The sequence below is a fragment of the Pseudomonas cerasi genome (assembly GCF_027983475.1).
In the GTDB taxonomy this organism is placed as follows: Bacteria; Pseudomonadota; Gammaproteobacteria; order Pseudomonadales; family Pseudomonadaceae; genus Aquipseudomonas; species Aquipseudomonas cerasi.
The window spans coordinates 19,234-37,687 of sequence record NZ_JAQJVM010000004.1; the positions used below are offsets into that span (position 1 = coordinate 19,234).

General features: G+C 60.2%; 22 protein-coding genes. 4 read left to right on the plus strand and 18 right to left on the minus strand.

All coding sequences use genetic code 11. From position 1 onward, the window contains the following. Position 1 precedes the first annotated feature (1 nt). The 18 genes from PI739_RS21805 to PI739_RS21890 all read right to left on the minus strand — a co-directional run bounded on the left by PI739_RS21805 (position 2) and on the right by PI739_RS21890 (position 14,790). Positions 2-1,462, minus strand: coding sequence for a hypothetical protein (locus PI739_RS21805; protein WP_003372712.1), 1,461 nt, complete (start codon positions 1,460-1,462; stop codon positions 2-4). A gap of 10 nt (positions 1,463-1,472) precedes the next feature. After that, complete coding sequence (locus PI739_RS21810; protein WP_054081680.1) at positions 1,473-2,072, minus strand: YmfQ family protein; 600 nt, start codon at positions 2,070-2,072, stop codon at positions 1,473-1,475. Next, entirely contained in the window at positions 2,060-3,100 is a 1,041-nt protein-coding gene (locus PI739_RS21815; RefSeq protein WP_054081681.1) for a baseplate J/gp47 family protein, read from the minus strand. Before PI739_RS21815 ends, PI739_RS21810 begins: the two co-directional genes overlap by 13 nt. Continuing rightward, positions 3,090-3,488 (minus strand): phage GP46 family protein, encoded by a 399-nt coding sequence (locus tag PI739_RS21820; protein WP_003394886.1) that lies wholly within the window; start codon positions 3,486-3,488, stop codon positions 3,090-3,092. Before PI739_RS21820 ends, PI739_RS21815 begins: the two co-directional genes overlap by 11 nt. Continuing rightward, positions 3,485-3,997: a phage baseplate assembly protein V gene (locus PI739_RS21825; RefSeq protein ID WP_003372720.1), complete on the minus strand. Its 513-nt coding sequence runs from the start codon at positions 3,995-3,997 to the stop codon at positions 3,485-3,487. Before PI739_RS21825 ends, PI739_RS21820 begins: the two co-directional genes overlap by 4 nt. After that, a complete protein-coding gene (locus PI739_RS21830; RefSeq protein WP_003372722.1) occupies positions 3,994-5,121 on the minus strand; it encodes a phage baseplate assembly protein in 1,128 nt (375 codons plus the stop codon). The genes PI739_RS21825 and PI739_RS21830 overlap by 4 nt, the downstream gene beginning before the upstream one ends. A 3-nt stretch (positions 5,122-5,124) precedes the next feature. After that, positions 5,125-6,549 carry a DNA circularization protein gene (locus PI739_RS21835; RefSeq protein WP_003433198.1) on the minus strand — a complete coding sequence of 475 codons (1,425 nt, stop codon included), beginning with the start codon at positions 6,547-6,549 and terminating at the stop codon, positions 5,125-5,127. After that, the gene (locus PI739_RS21840; protein ID WP_054081682.1) at positions 6,546-8,705 is read right to left on the minus strand and encodes a phage tail tape measure protein; all 2,160 of its coding nucleotides are present in this window, start codon (positions 8,703-8,705) and stop codon (positions 6,546-6,548) included. Before PI739_RS21840 ends, PI739_RS21835 begins: the two co-directional genes overlap by 4 nt. Positions 8,706-8,835: 130 nt before the next feature. Then, a complete protein-coding gene (locus tag PI739_RS21845) occupies positions 8,836-9,132 on the minus strand; it encodes a phage tail assembly protein (RefSeq protein ID WP_003316280.1) in 297 nt (98 codons plus the stop codon). Next, entirely contained in the window at positions 9,129-9,476 is a 348-nt protein-coding gene (locus tag PI739_RS21850; protein ID WP_003372729.1) for a phage tail tube protein, read from the minus strand. Before PI739_RS21850 ends, PI739_RS21845 begins: the two co-directional genes overlap by 4 nt. Before the next feature lie 60 nt (positions 9,477-9,536). Continuing rightward, positions 9,537-11,033, minus strand: a complete 1,497-nt coding sequence (locus tag PI739_RS21855) for a phage tail sheath subtilisin-like domain-containing protein (RefSeq protein ID WP_054081683.1) — start codon at positions 11,031-11,033, stop codon at positions 9,537-9,539. Positions 11,034-11,051: 18 nt separating this feature from the next. Further along, the gene (locus PI739_RS21860; RefSeq protein ID WP_003419716.1) at positions 11,052-11,240 is read right to left on the minus strand and encodes a DUF2635 domain-containing protein; all 189 of its coding nucleotides are present in this window, start codon (positions 11,238-11,240) and stop codon (positions 11,052-11,054) included. After that, positions 11,237-11,827, minus strand: coding sequence for a phage tail terminator protein (locus tag PI739_RS21865; protein ID WP_003433201.1), 591 nt, complete (start codon positions 11,825-11,827; stop codon positions 11,237-11,239). Before PI739_RS21865 ends, PI739_RS21860 begins: the two co-directional genes overlap by 4 nt. 46 nt (positions 11,828-11,873) lie before the next feature. After that, complete coding sequence (locus tag PI739_RS21870; protein WP_003372736.1) at positions 11,874-12,212, minus strand: hypothetical protein; 339 nt, start codon at positions 12,210-12,212, stop codon at positions 11,874-11,876. Beyond that, complete coding sequence (locus PI739_RS21875) at positions 12,193-12,582, minus strand: hypothetical protein (protein ID WP_003411734.1); 390 nt, start codon at positions 12,580-12,582, stop codon at positions 12,193-12,195. The genes PI739_RS21870 and PI739_RS21875 overlap by 20 nt, the downstream gene beginning before the upstream one ends. Positions 12,583-12,704: 122 nt before the next feature. Continuing rightward, the gene (locus PI739_RS21880; protein ID WP_054081684.1) at positions 12,705-13,877 is read right to left on the minus strand and encodes a cellulase family glycosylhydrolase; all 1,173 of its coding nucleotides are present in this window, start codon (positions 13,875-13,877) and stop codon (positions 12,705-12,707) included. A 2-nt stretch (positions 13,878-13,879) separates the two neighbouring features. Next, the gene (locus PI739_RS21885; RefSeq protein WP_003372742.1) at positions 13,880-14,074 is read right to left on the minus strand and encodes a Com family DNA-binding transcriptional regulator; all 195 of its coding nucleotides are present in this window, start codon (positions 14,072-14,074) and stop codon (positions 13,880-13,882) included. Positions 14,075-14,346: 272 nt separating this feature from the next. Then, positions 14,347-14,790 (minus strand): hypothetical protein, encoded by a 444-nt coding sequence (locus PI739_RS21890; protein ID WP_002551910.1) that lies wholly within the window; start codon positions 14,788-14,790, stop codon positions 14,347-14,349. A gap of 189 nt (positions 14,791-14,979) precedes the next feature. Between PI739_RS21890 and PI739_RS21895 the strand changes: the two genes are divergently transcribed. From PI739_RS21895 to estP, 4 genes are all read left to right on the plus strand, one after another. Further along, on the plus strand, positions 14,980-15,591 hold the full coding sequence (locus tag PI739_RS21895) for a LexA family protein (RefSeq protein ID WP_003372744.1): 612 nt from the start codon (positions 14,980-14,982) through the stop codon (positions 15,589-15,591). Between the two features lie 152 nt (positions 15,592-15,743). After that, positions 15,744-15,992 carry a DUF1654 domain-containing protein gene (locus tag PI739_RS21900; RefSeq protein WP_054081685.1) on the plus strand — a complete coding sequence of 83 codons (249 nt, stop codon included), beginning with the start codon at positions 15,744-15,746 and terminating at the stop codon, positions 15,990-15,992. 121 nt (positions 15,993-16,113) lie between these two features. Beyond that, a complete protein-coding gene (locus tag PI739_RS21905) occupies positions 16,114-16,356 on the plus strand; it encodes a pyocin activator PrtN family protein (protein ID WP_003316268.1) in 243 nt (80 codons plus the stop codon). Between the two features lie 105 nt (positions 16,357-16,461). After that, complete coding sequence (estP, locus tag PI739_RS21910) at positions 16,462-18,384, plus strand: esterase EstP (RefSeq protein WP_271352181.1); 1,923 nt, start codon at positions 16,462-16,464, stop codon at positions 18,382-18,384. Positions 18,385-18,454 lie beyond the last annotated feature (70 nt).

Here is an 18,454-nt window from a genome sequence, read left to right on the forward strand (position 1 = left end):
CTCAGATCAGTTTGATACGGCCGGGATAGGCCATGTTGCGGCTACGGAAACGAATCCAGTTATTCATCGGTTGCTGGTCTCTCATTACAGTCGCCACAACGCCGTTGTCTGTTGTTTCTGCCAGGTAGGCCGAACCGCCAGCCGGGACCAGTGCACCTGGCGGCAACAAGCCACCCGGCCCTGTAGAGTTCAAGCGCCCATCTGCCTGCGCATGACCGCTGCCCAGCAGGTAGGTGCCAGTCTCTACATCTGACCCGCTCCACTCCTGAGCCACCGTCCTGAGCCAAGTGCCGTCCTGCCAAGAACCGGCGACACGCGACGTATCGACGCCCCGAGACTCATCCAGTACCCGCAGGAACTCGCCTCGGCCTTCAGGCCCTCGGAAGGTCAGAGCGCCGTCGCCACTGGTCCACCCACCTTCCTTGCCGGTACGAGCCGCTTCGGTGTAAAGCATCCCGGACTTTTGCGCATGATCCCAAAGCCACGGCCAGTCGGCACGATTGAGAAGCCCACCGTTCAACGCTCCATATCCTCCTGGGCTGAACAATGTCGTTGTCTCGAAAACAGGCCGTCCCAAAGGAGTGCTGTCATATCGCCCTATTGGCCACCAGCTTCCGGCACCATCGCTGCGCAGATGCCACCAGTCGCCAGCCCCCATAAGAACCAGAAAGGAATAACCCGCAGCATTTAAATGGGTATGGAACCTGATCTTTTCCCCGGCACTTGCATTCACGGTCAGCCGGTTGCCACTGCTGTCTATCCTGCGAACAATGACGTCCTTGACGCCTAGTGCCGCGTTTGAGGCGGGCAGTGTGAACGCACGATTGCCGCCAGTAGCATCCAGTAGCAGCAACTCCATCTGGTCTCTTGTAAAAACTGTATCGGTATTGAAAGAGAACACTTTTTGAGAGTCGACCTCCTTTACCTCTGTCATTTTGCCGCGCTTGGTGATGTAGATCGCATCAGGGTTAAAAACAAGCTCTACCCACTCCGCCGCATTGAGCTTCAACGTATTGCTGCCGGCACCGAATAGAGAGATCATCTCAGCACCATTGGCCTTGATAGTTGCTGCTGCTGGCGATGCGTTATGAAAGGTTATCGACTTACCCACCACTACGTTCGCCTTGGGGGGCAACGTCAGCGTGATACCACCGGCATTGATTCTGTGCCAATGCCCCGCCGCTCCGGGTAGAAGAGTTTCAGAAGCGGTGTAGCCAAATCCTGCACCTTTATAGGCCTGCCTGACCTGCAAACCTATCTGCGTGACAGCCGACGCAAGTTGGTCTGTTCTAGTTTCATCAGGCTGCTCACCACCGGCTGCCATCGCATTCAAAATTTCCTGCGTGATCGAGTTACCCCATTGCGCAGGAATAAGCGAACCGGGCATGCCGGTCGCCGGGTTTTCATCTACAAACTTGCCGCTTGCCAAGCCTACGCCCGGCACACTCTTGGGATAATCCACATTGTGTTCCTCAGTTGAAGTTTACGAATTCGACGCTGTGCGCCGGTGCTGCTCGACGGATCAAACATTCGATGGCGAGCCCGGGATTCACCCCGAACCGCTCTCCCCAGTAGCTGGCCCCAAAGCGTCGGCCCAGGCGCTGGCGCCCACCGGTGTTCAGGGTCCACATGAATTGCGCGTTCCAGGTGCCGAAGTGCGCCCGGCCAAAACGCGAACGCCCCATACGGGGCGCTCGGTGTTCGGTCACGGTGGCATCGGGGTAGCCCTGGCTGATGGCAATGTCGATGTAGAACGCCGCGTTCTGCCCTCCTGTCGCCACAAGCCGCTGACGCACCGACAGACGCCGGTCTGCGAACAAGGGTTTGAGCCCCAGGCACGGATCAGGCAGGTTCATCACCCGCTCCCAGTCCGGGACCAGTTCGCTGACGGTGGCGGGGTCCATCTCGTTGAGCAGGTCGAACGCGCGGCCATCGATGCGTGCAAACTCGCGGGACAGGCCGGTAATGACCTGCTGCAATTCCGGCACCCGCTCCGGATCCCATGCGGGACCGGGTGGCAACAGCGCCTGCAGTTGTCCGGCGTAATGTTCGGCAGTTCTTATGACGACCATTGAATACCCCCGAACGTGAGCAACTGGTTGGCTGCCGCAGTAACGTTGGCCACGGGTGAAACCAGCACATGATCGGTTTCGCCTGTCGCGCGGCTGATGGCCTCGGCGATGTGCGTGAGCAACAGGGTTTCGCCCAGTCCGCCCTCACGGTTGTGCAGGTCCAGCAGTTGCGCTTCGACCGCCGCCCGCACGGCGGAGGTATCCGGTGTGAGTCGGATGGTGTAGACCACCGGTTTCTGCACCGGCGCCAGCACATACACGTCTGCGGTGACCGGACGCAGCGGCTCGATATACGCAGCGACCGCAGCCAGCTGCTCGGCGTCAGGAATGGGATCGGCCTGGTCGTCACGCATGAAGAACACCGCCACCGTCCCCGGCCCCATGAACCGGCGCACACACCAGGCGCGTGTCACGCCCGGCACTTCCAGCGCCCAGGTCACGTAATCATCCTGATCGCCGCCATGCGGGATGACCCGGTAGGAGCGCACGACACGCGCACGCAACGACTCGATACTTTCCTGCGAGATGCCGCCGGAAAGTCCGTCGGCAATGACGGTGAAGGTGCTGTCGATGCCTTCGACCGGTTGCACGGCAGTCATCACCAGACCGGCATCCGCATTACCCAGAACACCGGCATCCACCGCTTCGACCGTGGTGGTGTTATTGCCCGCAACCGTGGTGACGCCTTTAGTGACGCGGTAGAAGCGTCCATCACTGAACTGCAGCACAGTGTCCGCATCCAGCACCGCGCCGGCTGCAGCGGTAAAGCGCACCGTGCCGGTAGCGGCCTGTGCCACCTTGCGCGGTTGCCTCAGGCGCAGGATGGCCTGCCGCTCGAGGGTTTCCTCGTCAGCGGTGTCCGGCAGAATCTGGTCGGCGATCCAGTCCTGATAGCCGTACAGACCGTAGGCCGCGCCGCTGTGCGCACGGGACAATACCCGCGCATCGGACTGACGCAGCGCTTCGTCGGCGAGGTCGACCTGGGTTCGGTTGATCAGCGCCGGTAACGTAGGTGTTTCAAACGGCATAAATCACCTGCCACTGTTCAGAAGGGTTGAAACGCACGAGCTGACCGTCCGAGACGACCAGCTCGACGCCCAGGTTCAGGCGGTTGCTCTGAACCTGTTCGGTAAGGATGTTGATGTGCTTGACCTGGCCATCTTCGATCAGCCAGTCGAGCGCTTCGCGGGCATAGAACTCGGCGTCGCGCTGGGTCTGGGCAGTCAGCCTGACCCGGCGCAGCAGCCACAGCCTGGAGCCAATGCGGTCATTGGCCTGTGCCGGGTAGGTGTCGCCCCACCAGCCATAGCGCTCGGCATCGTCGAACGGGTCGTCCGCTTCGGCACGCCGCCAGGTGAACAGGCTGATGACCACCGAGCGCAGCAAGGACGCCTGCAGAGAGCCTTCGATAATCATCCAGCACCTCCAACGGGCGGCCCGCTCTGGCCATTACCGCCCTGCACGTTACCGTGCAGATGGCTGATCTGGCTGATGCCAGCGGCAAGCTGGTCTCCCTGGGAAACGATCTTTCCGGTCTGGGTGATCTGCGGTGTGTCGAAGTTCACGGCCACCGTTGCCTTGATGTTCAGGGTGTCGGTTTCAATGTCGATGACCTTGCCGCGCTTGAGGTGAATCTTGTCGCCCTCGTCGGTATAGATCGCCACTTCGCCCGACTCCAGGCCCTTGAGGCGATAGCGCCGGTCGGCCACCACCAGCAGCAGACCGTGCGACCGGTCGCCACCAATGAAGGCGGCAATGCCCTCGGCGCCAGCCAGCGGGTTGCTGGTGAAGCCATAGGGTTCGAAGTGCTCCATGTCGTCCTTGACCTCTCCGGCGGTGAGGCGCATTTGCAGCGCCTGCATTTTGCTGCTGGCCCTGGCGAGCACCACCGTGCCGCGCACCAGCATGCGATTGAGTAAGCTCATGAGGTTGTTTCCTCGTCGATGGGCAGCAGCCAGGAGTAAGCGTCCTGATTGACCTGCACCTTGCTGCGCTTGTTGGGGTCACCTGGCTCGGCCTGGAAACCTTCAGGCGGACCGACCACCAGTGTGGTGATCGTGCCTTGGTCGCTCAGCGAGTAGGTCACGGCTGAAATCAGCATGTTGCGGCTTGTGAAACCGATGACCGGATCAATCACCCGGACCATGGTGTTGTGCCGCCAGAGCGCCCCATTGGACTGCCGCCAGCCCTGGACCTTGTAGGTGGTGAGCAGCGCCTTGCCGGCCCGCTGACCACGCTCCCAATTGGCGCGACTCAGGGCAAGTTTCGGTGTGATCGGCGCATCCTCATGAACGACCAGTACGCGAAGACGCTTTTTATGCGCAGGGTCGTCATGCCGGTTATCCGTGACTTCTGCCGAGACTTCCGACGACTCCTTGCCGAACGTCTGGTCATTACCGGTCTGTTGACCAATAACCCGGTACTCGGAAAAAAGCCCGGAAAAGTCCCGCGTGATGACGGCGCTCAACACATTCTTGCCGAGTTCGAGCGCGTCTGCGCTCTGCCCACGACTACCCGGCCTGGCCAGCACCACATTGCCGTATTCGTCATCGGTGGAAAAAATCCGGAACAGGGTCAGCAGCCGGTCAATGGACTTGAACACGGTTTCGGCAGGCTCGATGGTGTGATCGGCCATCTTCGAGGTCTCCGGTATTTCGCTGATCACCGACAAACCATAAGGAGCAGCCAGCGCTTCAACAATCTTCAACACCCCCACCTCCTTCCACTGGCTCGGCCTGTTGATGGCCGAGCAGTCGATGAGGTCGGCGGTTTTCGAGCGTCCGGAAATCTTTAGCGTGATTTGCTTGCCGTCATAGCTGATCGGCGCGGCAAACACCCAGCCGGTCAGAATCAACTCGCCGCCGATACGTACTTCGCACGCTGCGCCGGGCGTGATCGGATGCGAGATTTCAGTGCCCGGCCACTGCCAGGTAATGCTCACGTCAAAGCTGCGCGCCTGACGCTCGATCCCGGCAGAGATTTCCACCGACTTCCAGCCGGCATAGTCGTGCTCGTCAACCGTCAGGGTGACAACGTTAGGGTCGATCATGGGTCACTCCTGTGCGATCTTCAGCGTGCCTGGCGGTACGAAACCCGGGTGGGCCAGCCGATTGCGCTGCACCATTTCCTGCGCCCGGCTGGCGTCACCGAATCGGCGATAGGCCAGCACCAGCGCGGGCAAAGGCTCGGAGACCTTCATGTCCACCAGACGTACACCGGAGGCCGCCACCGCGTTGAGGTGCCTGATCAACGCCTGACGCAACGTGTTGAGCGCCAGGTAATGTTCGGGATCGGCTTTCAACGACGCTTCCCAGATCGCCGAACTCAGCGTGTCACGCAGTTCGATGACGTCATCGGCAACCGGCACATCGACGCGCTGCAGCGCTTGCGTCACTTGCTGATCCAGCGACGGCACCACGGTGAGCGGCGTGACGGTCGTCGCAACCGGCATGCTCGCGACGATTTTCGCCACCTTGACCAACAAGGCATCCTGAACCAGATTGGCCGCGGCCTGAGCCGTCACGCCGGTATCCAGCCCGCTGCCCTGGCTAACCAGATTGATGCCGGACACCGCTTCCGCCTGTTGCGTGGCCTCGGAAATCACGGAGCGATAATCGACCGTTTCAACAGAGGACACGCCGCCATTGCTGCCGGACCTTGCTGCCGTGCTGCTCGCAGCGGTGCCGTTACTGCCACTCGCGGAACCGCTGCCTGAACCGCCCCCTGTCGAGCTGCCGGAACCTGACCCGGCATTCGTTCCGGTACTCGCCCCGCCAATACTGCTGGTGCCGTTCGCTCTTCTGGCTCGACGGCTGTCGCCGTCGAAACTGGCGAAGAACGTGGTAAACAGCGTGCTGACCGTCAACGGCGCATTGACCAGCGAATGCACCAGCGCGGTGACATCCGAATAGATCGTCATGAACGGTGTGAACTGCCGCTGAATGGTCGCGAATACGCCCGACAAGGCACTGCGCAGCGCCTGAATGTTGATACGTACCGCGTCCACTGTGGCCATCACCGAGCGGTAGCGCCTGAGCGCCGAATCCAGCAGGCTCTCGGACGCGCCCAGCAACTGCCGTCGCGTATTGAGCGTCGACACGGGAAACTTGAGCGGGTTGGCCGGATAGAATTTCAGGTCCAGTCGGACGAGTCCGCCTTCGTTCAGGTTGTGTGTGACGCCGCACTCGCCAACCTGGACCTGCACACGACCCAGCCACGGATGCACCAGCTCGCCGGCACCTTCCTGCTCCAGTGCCTGTAGCAGTCTGTCTCGCTGTTCGAAACAGTCGGGACCGACAATGAACCCCGTCAGCGTATGCACTTTCGACTGTTTGCCCAGCGACTCGAAATAAGGCTCGTCGCGTTGTGGAAACTCATGCAACTGCCCCTTGCGACCTGCCGGAACGACGGCTTTTTCAATGAAAAAACCGACGCCACGGAAAGACGCCGGCAGCAGGCTGTCACGCCATGTACTCATGATCCGGCTCCTGCGCCGAGGGTTCGATAACCGACGTTTGGCGATATCGTCAAACCCGGCTGGTTGGTTTGCACTTGTACGGCGCGCATGCCCAACGGCGCGTTTTCAAAGCGAATGTTGAGCTCGCCTTCAAGTCGCGGGCCGGCCCCGGCTGCGCCCTGTTGCAACAACAGGCTGCCGGGCGCCAGCGGGGTGGGTACGCCGAGCAATTGGCTGGTCGACGGCACGCCAGTGGCCTGATTGAGCAACTGCTGATTCATGCGAACGTTCTCGACGGCACCGGCCGCCAGAAACGCACCGGTCCCGCCGCCCGGCCCTGCGTTGCGTATCCGCTGTTCTTCCGCGAACCGATTGGCCGTCTCGGTCGCCCTCTGCAGGACGGTCTTATCAGTGTCGCCACCAAACCGGCTCATGATCGGTTCGATGAATGGCTTGATGCCCGCCCACAGACCTGCGAACCAGGTTTTGATCGGCTGCCAGTTCTCGATGACCATGCCCAGCGGCGAAAAACTGAACAGCGTTGCCAGCACATCGGTAAACGGTTGCGCCTCGGCCTTGATGGTTTCCCACAGGCCGGCCAGGTACTCGGACAGCGGCTGCCAGTTGGCCACAACCATGCCCAATGGCGACCACGCAAACAGCGTCTGCAGAAAATCAAAAAACGGCGTGGCCAGCGCCTTGATCACGTCCCACAGCGCAGCAAAGAATTCGGTCAGTGGCTGCCAGTTGGCTGCGATCATGCCCAGCGGCGTCCAGGCGAAGACCGCCTTGAGTACGTCCCACAGCGCCATCACCGGTCCGCGAATCGCCTCCCAGACCGCCTGGAAATAAGGTGCGACGGTCGACCAGTTGGCGATCAGAAAACCTGCCGCCAGCGCGAGGCCGCGCACGATCAGGCCCAACGGTGACATGCCCATGACCGCAGCCAGCAGCTTGGCGGCACTCGTCGCAGCGAGAACGGCGACTTGCAGCACGCCGAAAGCAATCGCGGCGCCCACGACGCCCTTGATCACCTCTGGATGTTCGGCCGCCAGCGCGGCGACCTGAGAAATCATCGGCCCGATCACGGCCATTGCTTCGTTCATCGCCGGCAGGAACATACTGCCGATATTGATGCCCAGACGATCGACACGGTTGGTCATCTCTTTGATGGCAGTGGCCGTGGTCTGGGAGTTGTCTGCGAACTCCTTCTCGATGGAGCCGCTGTTTTGCACGCCCTCCCCGACCTTGGCCAGGTTGGACCTGAGCACATCGAGGTGGGCCAGCAGCGGCGTGATCGCGCCCAGCGATTCGGCACCGAACAGCTGCGTGATGACGTCCGACTGTTTGCCGGGATCAACACTGGAAACCGCCGTCAGAACCTTTTCAATGGTCCCGGACGGGTCGCTCTGCATGCCCTGGGTCAGCTGATTGACGTCGAGCTGCAACGCTTCGAACGCCCCGGCTTTCGCCGCGCCACCTTCGGTCAACGACTGCATGAAACGCTTCATGCCGCTGGCGGCCACATCGGCCGGCACATCGACGCTGGCCAGGGTTGCGCCCATGGCCGCCAGTTGCCCGGAGGCCATCCCCGCAACCGGCCCGAGCGGGCCCATTGCAGTGACCATGGTGGCGATTTTCTTTTCCAGGTTGTTGCCGCCGAGCACGTTGATCTTCTCGGACAACGCCGCGACCTGCGGCTGAGTCATCTGAAACGATGACCGCCACGAAGCCATCATGTCGCCCGACTCGGCCGCTGTCTGATCGAATGCGACGCCCATTTTCACGGCGTCGCTGGCAAACCCGGTCAGTTCTTCGCGCGGTACATTGGCCTTGGCGCCCGCGGCGACAATCGCCGCGATACCGTTGGCGCTTTCCGGCAGTCGTTCACTGAGGTCCAGAATGTCGGAACTCATCTGCTGGAACTGTTGCGGTGTTTCAAAGGTGACCGACCGTTTCACGCCGGCCATGCTGGTCTCGAAACCGATCGCTGCCTTTACCCCGGCAATCAAGGGCTCTGCCAAAGCATTGCCCTTGATCATCTCGCCCACCTCGACGCCCCCAAGACCAGAGCCTTTAAGCCTGTCCTCGAAGCCTTCAACGTTGTTGCGGATAGTTGCCAGCGTTGGAGACAGCTTGTCGACGCCGGTAATCAGCGTCTTGATAGTGTCTGCCATCACTCCCCCTGCAGGATCTGGTTGATGCGTTGCGTCTGCAAGATCGACTCGGTGATGACGTCCAGCTCCCTGGACATCATCAGTGCGGGATCGGTCTTCCAGAAATACGCGAGGTCGTAAACGACGGCGATCAGTCCTTCGAGGTCGCTGATGCCGCTGCCATGAAAAAACTCGCAACCTTCCAGCTCAGCGTATTGATGTCGCACAGGTCCATCTGATTGACCGACGAGGGCGGGATGCCGGCGCAGACGGCGATGTACTTCGCCGCCACGTCCAGATCCAGGGAAACTTCCTCGTTCTTGTCGATCCTGTACGGCAGAGCCTTGATGGCCCGCGCTTCCTGCGCCGTAGGGCGCCGGAAGGTCAGTTGCGAAAGGGTTTCGCCGTGCGCTTCGATCGGGCTGGCCAGGTCGATGACTTCACTCATTGCCAGCTCCCCTGATTGCCGTCGAATTGCAGCTCGATGGTGCCGTCGTCAGCTTTGCTGCTCGGCGTATCCACCAGGTAGGCGCCGGACAGGACGTAGGTCTTGCCGTTCTTGAATTCACAGGTGATGGTCATGTCCACACCGGTAGTGAGCAGCTTGAGCGGCAGATCCGCGGTATGCACGGCGGTGAATTTCAACCAGGCAGCCTTTTCGGTTTCCTTGTAGTAACCAGGCACGACCGTCTCGCGCTTGATGTTCATCAGAGGCGCTTCGCCGCCGCCGCTGATGGTCAATTGGGTGCCATCCACTTTGATGTAGCAGGTACCCGCAACTTTCTGACCCATGTTGTTTATCTCCAGAATGAAAAAACCCGCACGAGGCGGGCTTGAAAGGGTTGGTTAGGCTTATGCCGCTTCGTCGTACTGCAAGCGGAACTGGTTGAGCAGCGCGAACACGCGCAGGCCGTTGATGTAGTCAGGCGGGAACATCACGTTCACGCGGCTTGGGTCATTGCCGTCACGCTCGACAATCAGGTGCTGGGCGAACGTTTCGGCGTTCTCCACATGACCCTCTTCTTCAAGACGTGCGTATTGCGCAATCAACTCGCCACGGATGGTGCTCGGCGTGATGATCGGCTGGCCGGCACCGAAGCGCGTGCCATCGTTGGCCAGCTTGTGGCGGCCGTACTTGCTGGTGATGATGCCTTGCAGACGACGGATGATGAACGCCGACTGGTGCATGGTTTCACTGTCCAGGTACGAGTTGTCCGCCTGGCCGTAAGCGTTCTTCTGGTAGGTGGTGATCGAACGCTGAATGCGCACGTAACCGCCTTCGTAGTACGCCGTGGCGATGCCGTAACGCAACAGCGACTCACGCTCGGTCAGGGTGAAACGCTGACTGGCCGGCGCCGGATCAATGCCAGGCATGGTGCCGCTCTGGGTCGGACGGCTGGCGTCGGCAGAGATGAACACCGCCGTGCGTGCAACCAGGGCAGCGGCTTGCAGCCAGACAGGTTGCGGCACACCGTTTTCGACACCCTGCAGGGTGATGTGCTGATCGTTGCGCAGTTGACCTGCGGCCACCAGCGTACCGACCGTGCCGCGCTTGGCGCTGTAAACGTGACCGTACAACTGACGCGCCCAGCTCCAGCGACCGGTGCTGTCGTCCATTGCCGCTTTCCAGGCATCCAGCGTGGCGGTGTCGGTCCAGGGCATGCAGATGAACTCGAACGGCTCATCGCCCAGCGCAGCCAGTGCCTTGAGCTGATCAGGCGTACCTACGCCACCGGTCATGGCGGTGACTGCCGCCGTCAGGCCGGCAGGAATGACTTCGCCATTGGTCTTGCCCTGGCGATTGAATTCCAGCTGGATGTCATTGCCGCTTGCCCCGCTCCATTTGCAGGAAAGGGTCAGCACACCCGCTTCGACAGCCGCGGTGATCGGCAGATCAGGTGTGGCGTTGATTTTCACCGACAGTGCCGTGGCCGCCTGGGCAGCGGTTGCGCCGTTAACGACAGTGGCCTGCACTCGCATGCCGCCGACATACAGGTTCAGCAGACCGGCTTCGGTCGCCGCCCCGCTGAGGGTGACTTTCGCACCGGCCTTGGCGCCTTCGGTATTGAGCAGCGGCAGGCACCAGACTTCGCCGGTGGGGTCCGCCTTGCGCCAGGTTTCATACATCGAGGCCAGCATGGAGCCCTGACCGCCGATGTTTTTCGCCAGCGCCACGCTTGGCACCAGCACCAGAGAACCCAGCTCAGGGCCGGACACATCGTCGTTGACCTGCGCAACGATCAGTCGACGCATGCTGGCCGACGCGCTGTTGGCGGCCGAGTTGTCCATCTCCGCATAAAACAGCGGAACGCGAACATCGGATGGAATGTTGTTAAAGCTGATAGCCATTGTTTGGCTTCCTCTTGGTTAAGCCGTGAAGGCTTGATGGGTGGTGGTGGATTGCTCGGTTTTAAGGGTGATGTCGCCGTCGTTCTGACGACGCTGCCACCAGGCGTTGAAGGTCACCTGCCGGCCTTCGACGGGCAGCAAATCGCCCGCCTCCGGATCCGGCACAGTGCGGCCCTCGGCCGGTACTACAGTGATGCGTTGAGTCATGGGGTTACCTCTGCTGTGAACTTCGCTTCGATACGGCCATCAGGGCCGGGGGATTTCAGGTTCGGATCTGCGGGGTCAACGCAGTCCATCTCAATGGTGGCGCCGGTAAACCCGGGCAAACCATCCAGATACGCTTCGTGCCAGGTCTCGGCAGGCTGATCGGAGGTATTGCGGCCCAGTTGAAACTGCGCTGCAAAGCCGAAGCGATACGTCACCCGGTCGCCGCTGATCTGCACCAGCGCGCCACCGGTGTACTGCATCGCGTCGTAATCGTGATCCGGGTTCCAGCCCACCAGCGCACGCCACAGTTCGGCGCGCAGGGCATGCAGTTGCTCACTGGCTTCCTGCCCGCGCTTGTCACCGCCATCGAGCACCACCACGACATCGATCGTGTCGGTGATGTTCTGGCGAATGACGTTCTGCAAATCGTTGGCGGTGGACTGATCGCCAGTGGCAATCACGTACGCCGACGGGTGGGCGAGCTGATCACCGAGGGCGACCGCCGCCCAGTCGATACCGGCACTGATTCGCCCGGCAAAGCTCGGGCAGGTCGCCTGCAAGTGGGCAACTATCGGGGTTATCTTCATGAGGGGTTCCGCGTGTGTTGAAGGTTGATTGCGGCGTGGGAAACGCCTACTGGTTCGCCTTGCCCAACGCCTCATCAGCCTTGTCTGCAGCACGGCTGGCCGTGTGAGCGGCCTGATTGGCAATTGATGCAGCACTCTCGACCTTGTCTGCCGCCTGGGTGGTGGTTTCGGCCAGCCTGTCCAGGCGCCGGTCGCGCTTGCCCAGTGCTGCGTCGTAGGCATTGCGAACCTCGGCCAGCTGCTGCGTATGCTCGGCATTCGCCGACCACTGCCCGGCCTGAAAACCGAGCATCAGGCAGCCAGCGATCAGCAGCACGGAAATCAGCCAGACCTCCAGGCGCCGCCACCAATGGCGAGCGATGAAATCAATTGCGCATCTGTGCATCGTTTGCACCTCCGAGTTGGGATCGCAGCCGGGCTATTTCGGCGCTTTGCGTGGTGACCTTGTCGGTGAGTTGAACGATGTGGCTGGTGAGGGCTTCGATCTTGCCCTCCATCCGCCCAACCGCTGCGGCGAGCTCGTTGCGCTCCTTGGCGAACTGATCAGCCCGCGCTTCGGCTTCCTTGCGCGCCTGGCGCTCGGAGTCGAGCAGTTCATTGAGGCGGCGCACCGTACCGATGTCCGCGTTGTCCATCGCCCGGTCTGTTGCATCTCTGGAAAGAAACTTGCGCAGCCATAGAAAGCCGCCAAGCAGTATTGTGCCCGTGCCGCCCAGCCAGGTAGCTGTGCCTGGGCCTAGGTCGGTTGGGTCCATTGGTGCTCCGTAATAGGGTGGTGGACTCTCAAGGCCCTCGAAAATCGAAAGCCTGAATAAACTGGAAAGAGCCCCTTGATGCGGGGCTCCGTTGTTGGGTCAGAACGGAATGACTCGCACCGTCATGCTTGTGCATAACCCCATAGGGCAATGCGCTCGGCAAAGTACGGTGTGACCAGTGCGACGGTCTCCGCCTGATTGCTGGCCTCCAGGCTCATCTTTTCGCCATCGGTGCCTGGCCCTGTGACCCACAGTGTCACTGGCACTTTTTCCGCCTTCGCTTTATCGAGCAGGTTTTTCAGCGCGGTGCGACCGGCAGCCGTTGGCGGAATCCCTGTTTCGCCGATAAATGCAGCCATCTTGTTGGTCTTGGCATAGGTCAGAAACGGACCCACGATTTCATCGCGCAGAACGGTCGGCGAGATCAGGTCGTTGTTATTGGCGTAGGCACCGCTGGAGCTTTTATCGTAATCGCCGTAAGCATGGGCTTCCCAGACAATTGCATTGGCCGGGTCGACGATCTTCGACTGAAGGTTGGCAGAGACGGTGGCCCAGTTTCTGGCGCTTGCAAACTCAAGCCCACAAATGAACACCGGCTTTTTCGAGCTGTTGCGCAACGCCTGCAGCACGGTATTCATCGTGCTGATGTACAGCGCCTCAAGAGCAGGGAAAGTAATGTAGTCCTTGGCACCCACCGTAGTATTCGAATACGGCTCGTTACCCAACCCCCAGCCCAGCACCATCGGATCGTCGCATTCGGTGACCAGCTTCTGGTGAAAGTTGGCCAGGTGAACGGCGCTCCAGAAAGTGCCACTGACACCGTTCCCATCCTTGATCAATACCGACTCGGTTGCCCTCCAGCCGTTCTGATTACCGGCCTCCGCGGCAGGAAGAATGCGCCCGGTCAGGTTCCCGTTTGCATCGGTTTCGTAGCGATGCAAACGCATGTAGTGGTGCGGATCAGGAATGATTCTGGCCTCGCCATTGGAGTCTTCACGAATCCAGCCAAGCATTTCTTTCCAGCGCTTCACGAAGTCGGTATTCAGGTTCGCCCCTTGGCCTGGCAAGCCTTCCAGAGTCGACAGCTGAATAGCGCGCTGAAGTTCGAACGGGAAACGGATCAGACGCACGCCCCGATTCTTGACCCAGGTAGTGATGGTTCCACGATTGGGCCACTGATAATGAGTCCCTGCCTCGCCCGGCACGATCTGCCCGGCGTTTGCCACTGAACCCAGGTTGATACCTACCAGCGGAATATTCTTGAGCTGGCTGATAGCAGAACTGCTATTGGACATGATTAATACCTCTGGTTAGCACCGCGAGGCAGCAACGACGCTGCTGTACCTCTGTCGCTCAACGGCGATAACTCGAGGCTCGTGGCCTTCACATGATTCAACGTTCCGCAGCGGGAACATTTGATCTGGAGCTCTGTGTACTCACCCATGCGGGCCAGCAGCTTCTTGCACTGCCCGCATCGATAGTCCTTCAACATGTGCACTGGCCTCCGTGTGCCTGGCCCAATAAAAAACCCCGCCGAGGCGGGGTTTGAGATGGGTCGCGAGTGACCGGTTGTGGCTGTTGATCAGCCTGTTTCCGGCTGCTGCCCTGAGGCGCAAATCGCATATCGTGGGACCTTTTTACCCCCCTCCGGAAAGCCTGGGAAGGGGCAGTTTCGGGGTGGGTCGAGTTTGACCGGAGTTCAACACGAGTTCGGCCACAGCTGTGCAATCGACCCGGATAAACGGCGTGAAACCGTGTCTTCATTTACCCTTGCGCAGCCTTGTCGGCGACGGCGTTGTTGCTTCTGGAAGCGCTGCGCTCAGCGAGAATCGCCAGCACTTGCTGGTGAAGCTTGTTGATCCAGTTGCGATAGGTGCGGTCTGCGCCTTCATTGATGCCCACCAGACGCATCTGCTCGCGCACCGGCAACGACTCGACATAACGCAATGTCGCCAGTTGCGCCAGTTCAGGCCCGCGGCTCTTTGCAGGGCTGCGCGAAAGCTGCGCCACAGCCGCCTCGACTTCGCTGCTTATATAGTCCAGGCCGCTGCCATTACCCACCAGTGCGCGCGAGCCGGGTGTGCGACGCGGAATGTACGCGCCCCACTCCATGATCCCGGCCATCGGGCTGCTCAGTCCGCCGCCCAGGCCAATGCGCATGCGCTGTTCTCCCCAATGCTGCATCACGGCTTCTATTTTCTCGATCATCGTGTCTCTCCTGTAGGACCTTTCTGAAACGCTGCGCAACGTCTTTCGCTGCGCAGAACCAAGGCCTTACAATACATTTTGTATTTTTATGACACAACGAAGCATTACATTATGTATATTGCTCAACACCCTACAGCCTGTATGATTCGACGCATGAACAGAAAATGGTATGAAGTCGCAAGACAGGTCATGGAAACCCAGCAAATCAGCCAGGAAGAGATGGCTGAGCGGATGGGCGTGACGCCCGGCGCGGTAGGGCATTGGCTGAATGGCAAGCGTGAGCCGAAGATCGAGGTTATCAATCGGTTCCTGACCGAGCTCGGCCTGCCGATTCTCACCACCTCCATTCCGGCCAGCGAGCCCGGCATGCACAACGTGGAGCCTACGGTACAGCCCTCGCGTTTCTATCGCTATCCGGTCATCAGCTGGGTAGAGGCCGGTGGCTGGAGCGAAGCCGTCGAGCCCTACCCTGCCGGCTATTCGGACACCTTCGAGATCAGCGACTATAAAGCCAAGGGCAGAGCCTTCTGGCTGGTGGTCCGTGGCGATTCAATGACCGCACCTGCAGGCCAGAGCATTCCTGAAGGCATGTTGATTCTGGTCGACACCGGAATCGAGCCCACTGCCGGCAAGCTGGTCATCGCCAAACTGCCGGAAAGTAACGAGGCCACGTTCAAAAAACTGGTCGAAGACGCCGGACGCTACTTTCTCAAGCCGCTGAACCCCGCCTACCCGACCCTTGCGGTGACCGAGGAGTGCAAACTGATCGGTGTCATCAGGCAGATGACGATGCGTCTCTGACCCGGCATGCCACGTCCAAGCCCCGATAACCGGGGCTTTTTCATGCGCCACTGTTTCGTCCCGGGCAGGTGTCCGTGTAGGAAACATTTGTAGCTTGCGTGAGAAACACCCCTCAATTACTGTATGCACATACAGTAAAAAGGAGTTCACTCATGCTCAAGCAGTTCCCCGACACCTCGCAACATGACGCTTACCTGGCCTTGGCACAGCGCATTCAGGACGCTATCACCAGTGACAAGGCGCAGATCGAGCATCAGGTCCTGCTGATCAGGGAGCCTGGCGAATCGGCGGCTCACTGGGAGCGCATCATGGATCAGATCAGCGAGGCCGAAGGTATCAGCGTGACCCGCAACCCTGAAAACGGCACTGCTCGCGTGTCCTGGTACATCGATTCCCTGTGAGACGAACAATACAAATCGTATTTAAAATACAAACTGTATTGTCACGACGCGCTACATATCGTATTGTTTGTCTGCACCCCATCTCGGGAGTACTCACATGCAAACCACAGGGAGTCATGGAATGAACGAAATACTGGATCAACTTCGCAAAGAATTCGCCACGCCGTGCCCTTCACTGAGCGCCGTCCGAGAGCGTTATTTTTCGCACCTGTCGAACGACAGGAATCTGCTGCGCAAGATCAACGCAGGACGCATCGACTTGAAGGTCAGCCGCACAGGCGGCAGTCGTCAGGGTCACCCCTTCGTGTACCTGCATGACCTGGCCAACTACCTGAGCGCCATCGTGACCAACAGGGCAGCCTGAGGTCAAAAAAGCACCGCCGCAGCGCGATAATGTTCATCGAACTTTGCAGTCATGAAAAATCTTGCTACGTTTCCGGTACAAAACAAAAACAATCGGGATCCGTTCATGACCAAGACATCGAGGCGCTGGCCCTTCGCGGCCTGCCTGTTATCGCTTGCCTGCGGCACCGCTGCTGCCGCGCCCTATTCGACCATGGTGGTGTTCGGTGACAGTCTCGCCGATGCCGGGCAGTTTCCGGACACCGCCGGGCCCAGAGGCTCCACGCTCAGGTTCACCAATCGTGTCGGCCCCACCTATCAGGACGGCAGCGGTGAAGCGTTCAACCTGAACTCGTCGACGCTGATCGGCAGGACGCTCGGTGTGCCGTCAGGAGATCTGGCGGCGTCGACGTCACCGGTCAATGCTGCGCTGGGAGTGCCCGATGGCAATAACTGGGCGGTCGGCGGCTATCGGACCGATCAGATTCTCGACTCGATCAACTCGCAATCCACCGTCGTCGACCCGAACACCGGCACGCTGCTGCGCAGCCGGACAGGTTATCTGCCCGCCAACGGTTTTCGCGCTGACCCCAACGCTCTTTACTACCTCACCGGAGGCGGCAACGACTTTCTGCAAGGTCGCGTGTTGAGTGCCAGCAGCGCCGCGCAAGCTGCCAATCAGCTGGCAGACAGCGCGCAAGCCCTGCAACAGGCCGGTGCGCGCTACATCATGGTCTGGTTGCTGCCGGACATCGGTAAAACGCCAGCCTTGAGCGGTTCGCCACTGGCTTCGGCCACCTCGGCACTCAGCGCGGGTTTCAATCAGCAACTGGTCAGCCGACTGGCGCAGATCAATGCGCAGATCATTCCGCTGAACGTTCCGTTGCTGATCAATGAGATCCTCGCTGAACCGGCACGCTTCGGGTTCGATCCCAACGAGAATCTGGTCAGCACCTGTTTCAGCGGCAATAGCTGCCGGGAAAGCACCACCAACGGCAGGTCCAGTGCGACGCCGAATCCGAACCGGCTGTTCTTCAACGATCGCGTGCACCCGACCGAGGCCGGACAGAGGTTGCTGGCCGACTACGCCTACTCGCTGCTTTCGGCCCCTTGGGAAGTCTCCCTGCTGCCGGAAATGGCCAATGGCACGCTGCGTATGCATCAGGACGAAATTCGCGCCCAGTGGCTCAGCGACTGGGGCAACTGGCAAGGTGTCGGGCAGTGGCAGAGCATGCTTTCGGCAGGCGGTCAGAAAATGGACTTCGACGCGCAGGACAGCTCGGCTGATGCTGACGGAAGAGGCTATAACCTGACCATAGGCGGCAGCTACCGGTTTGCCGAAAACTGGCGCACAGGGATTGTCGCCGGCGCGTATCGCCAGAATCTTGAGGCCGGCCCAAGAGACTCGGACTACAAACTCAACAGCTACATCGCCACTGCGTTCCTGCAGTATCAGGCCAACCACTGGTGGGGTGATCTGGCAGTGTCGGGCGGCAAACTGGACTACGAAAATGCCGAGCGCAAGTTCGCGCTGGGCGTCAGCGAAGGTCAGGAAAAAGGCGATACCGACGGTGAAATGTGGGCTGCCAGCGGGCGAGTGGGCTTCGACATCGCGGGCCCGACCAGTCGCTGGCATCTGTCGCCTTTCGTCAGCGCCGATTACGCGCACATCGATGTCGATGGCTACTCGGAAAAAGGCGACCGCTCGACCGCGCTGACCTTCAGTGACCAGACGCGCAAATCGCGGCGTGCAGGCGTGGGTGTACAGGGCAAATTCCAGGTGACACCGAGCACACAGGTATGGGGAGAAGTTGCCCATGAGCGGGAGTTCGAGACCGATCAGCAGGACGTAACCATGGCGCTCAACAGTGTCCAGTCAGTGGGTTTCACGCTGGAAGGCTACACGCCGCAACGCGACCTGAACCGGGCAACGCTGGGCGTCAGCCAGAAGCTGACTCAGGACCTGACACTGCGCGGCAATTACAACTGGCGCAAGAACGATGACGTTACCCAGCAAGGAGTGAATGTCGCGTTGAGTCTGAGTTTTTAGACTGCCGCAGGAGGGAGCGTGAGGGACGATGATCTGACTATCGTGCCCATGCTCCGCGTGGGCATGCCTT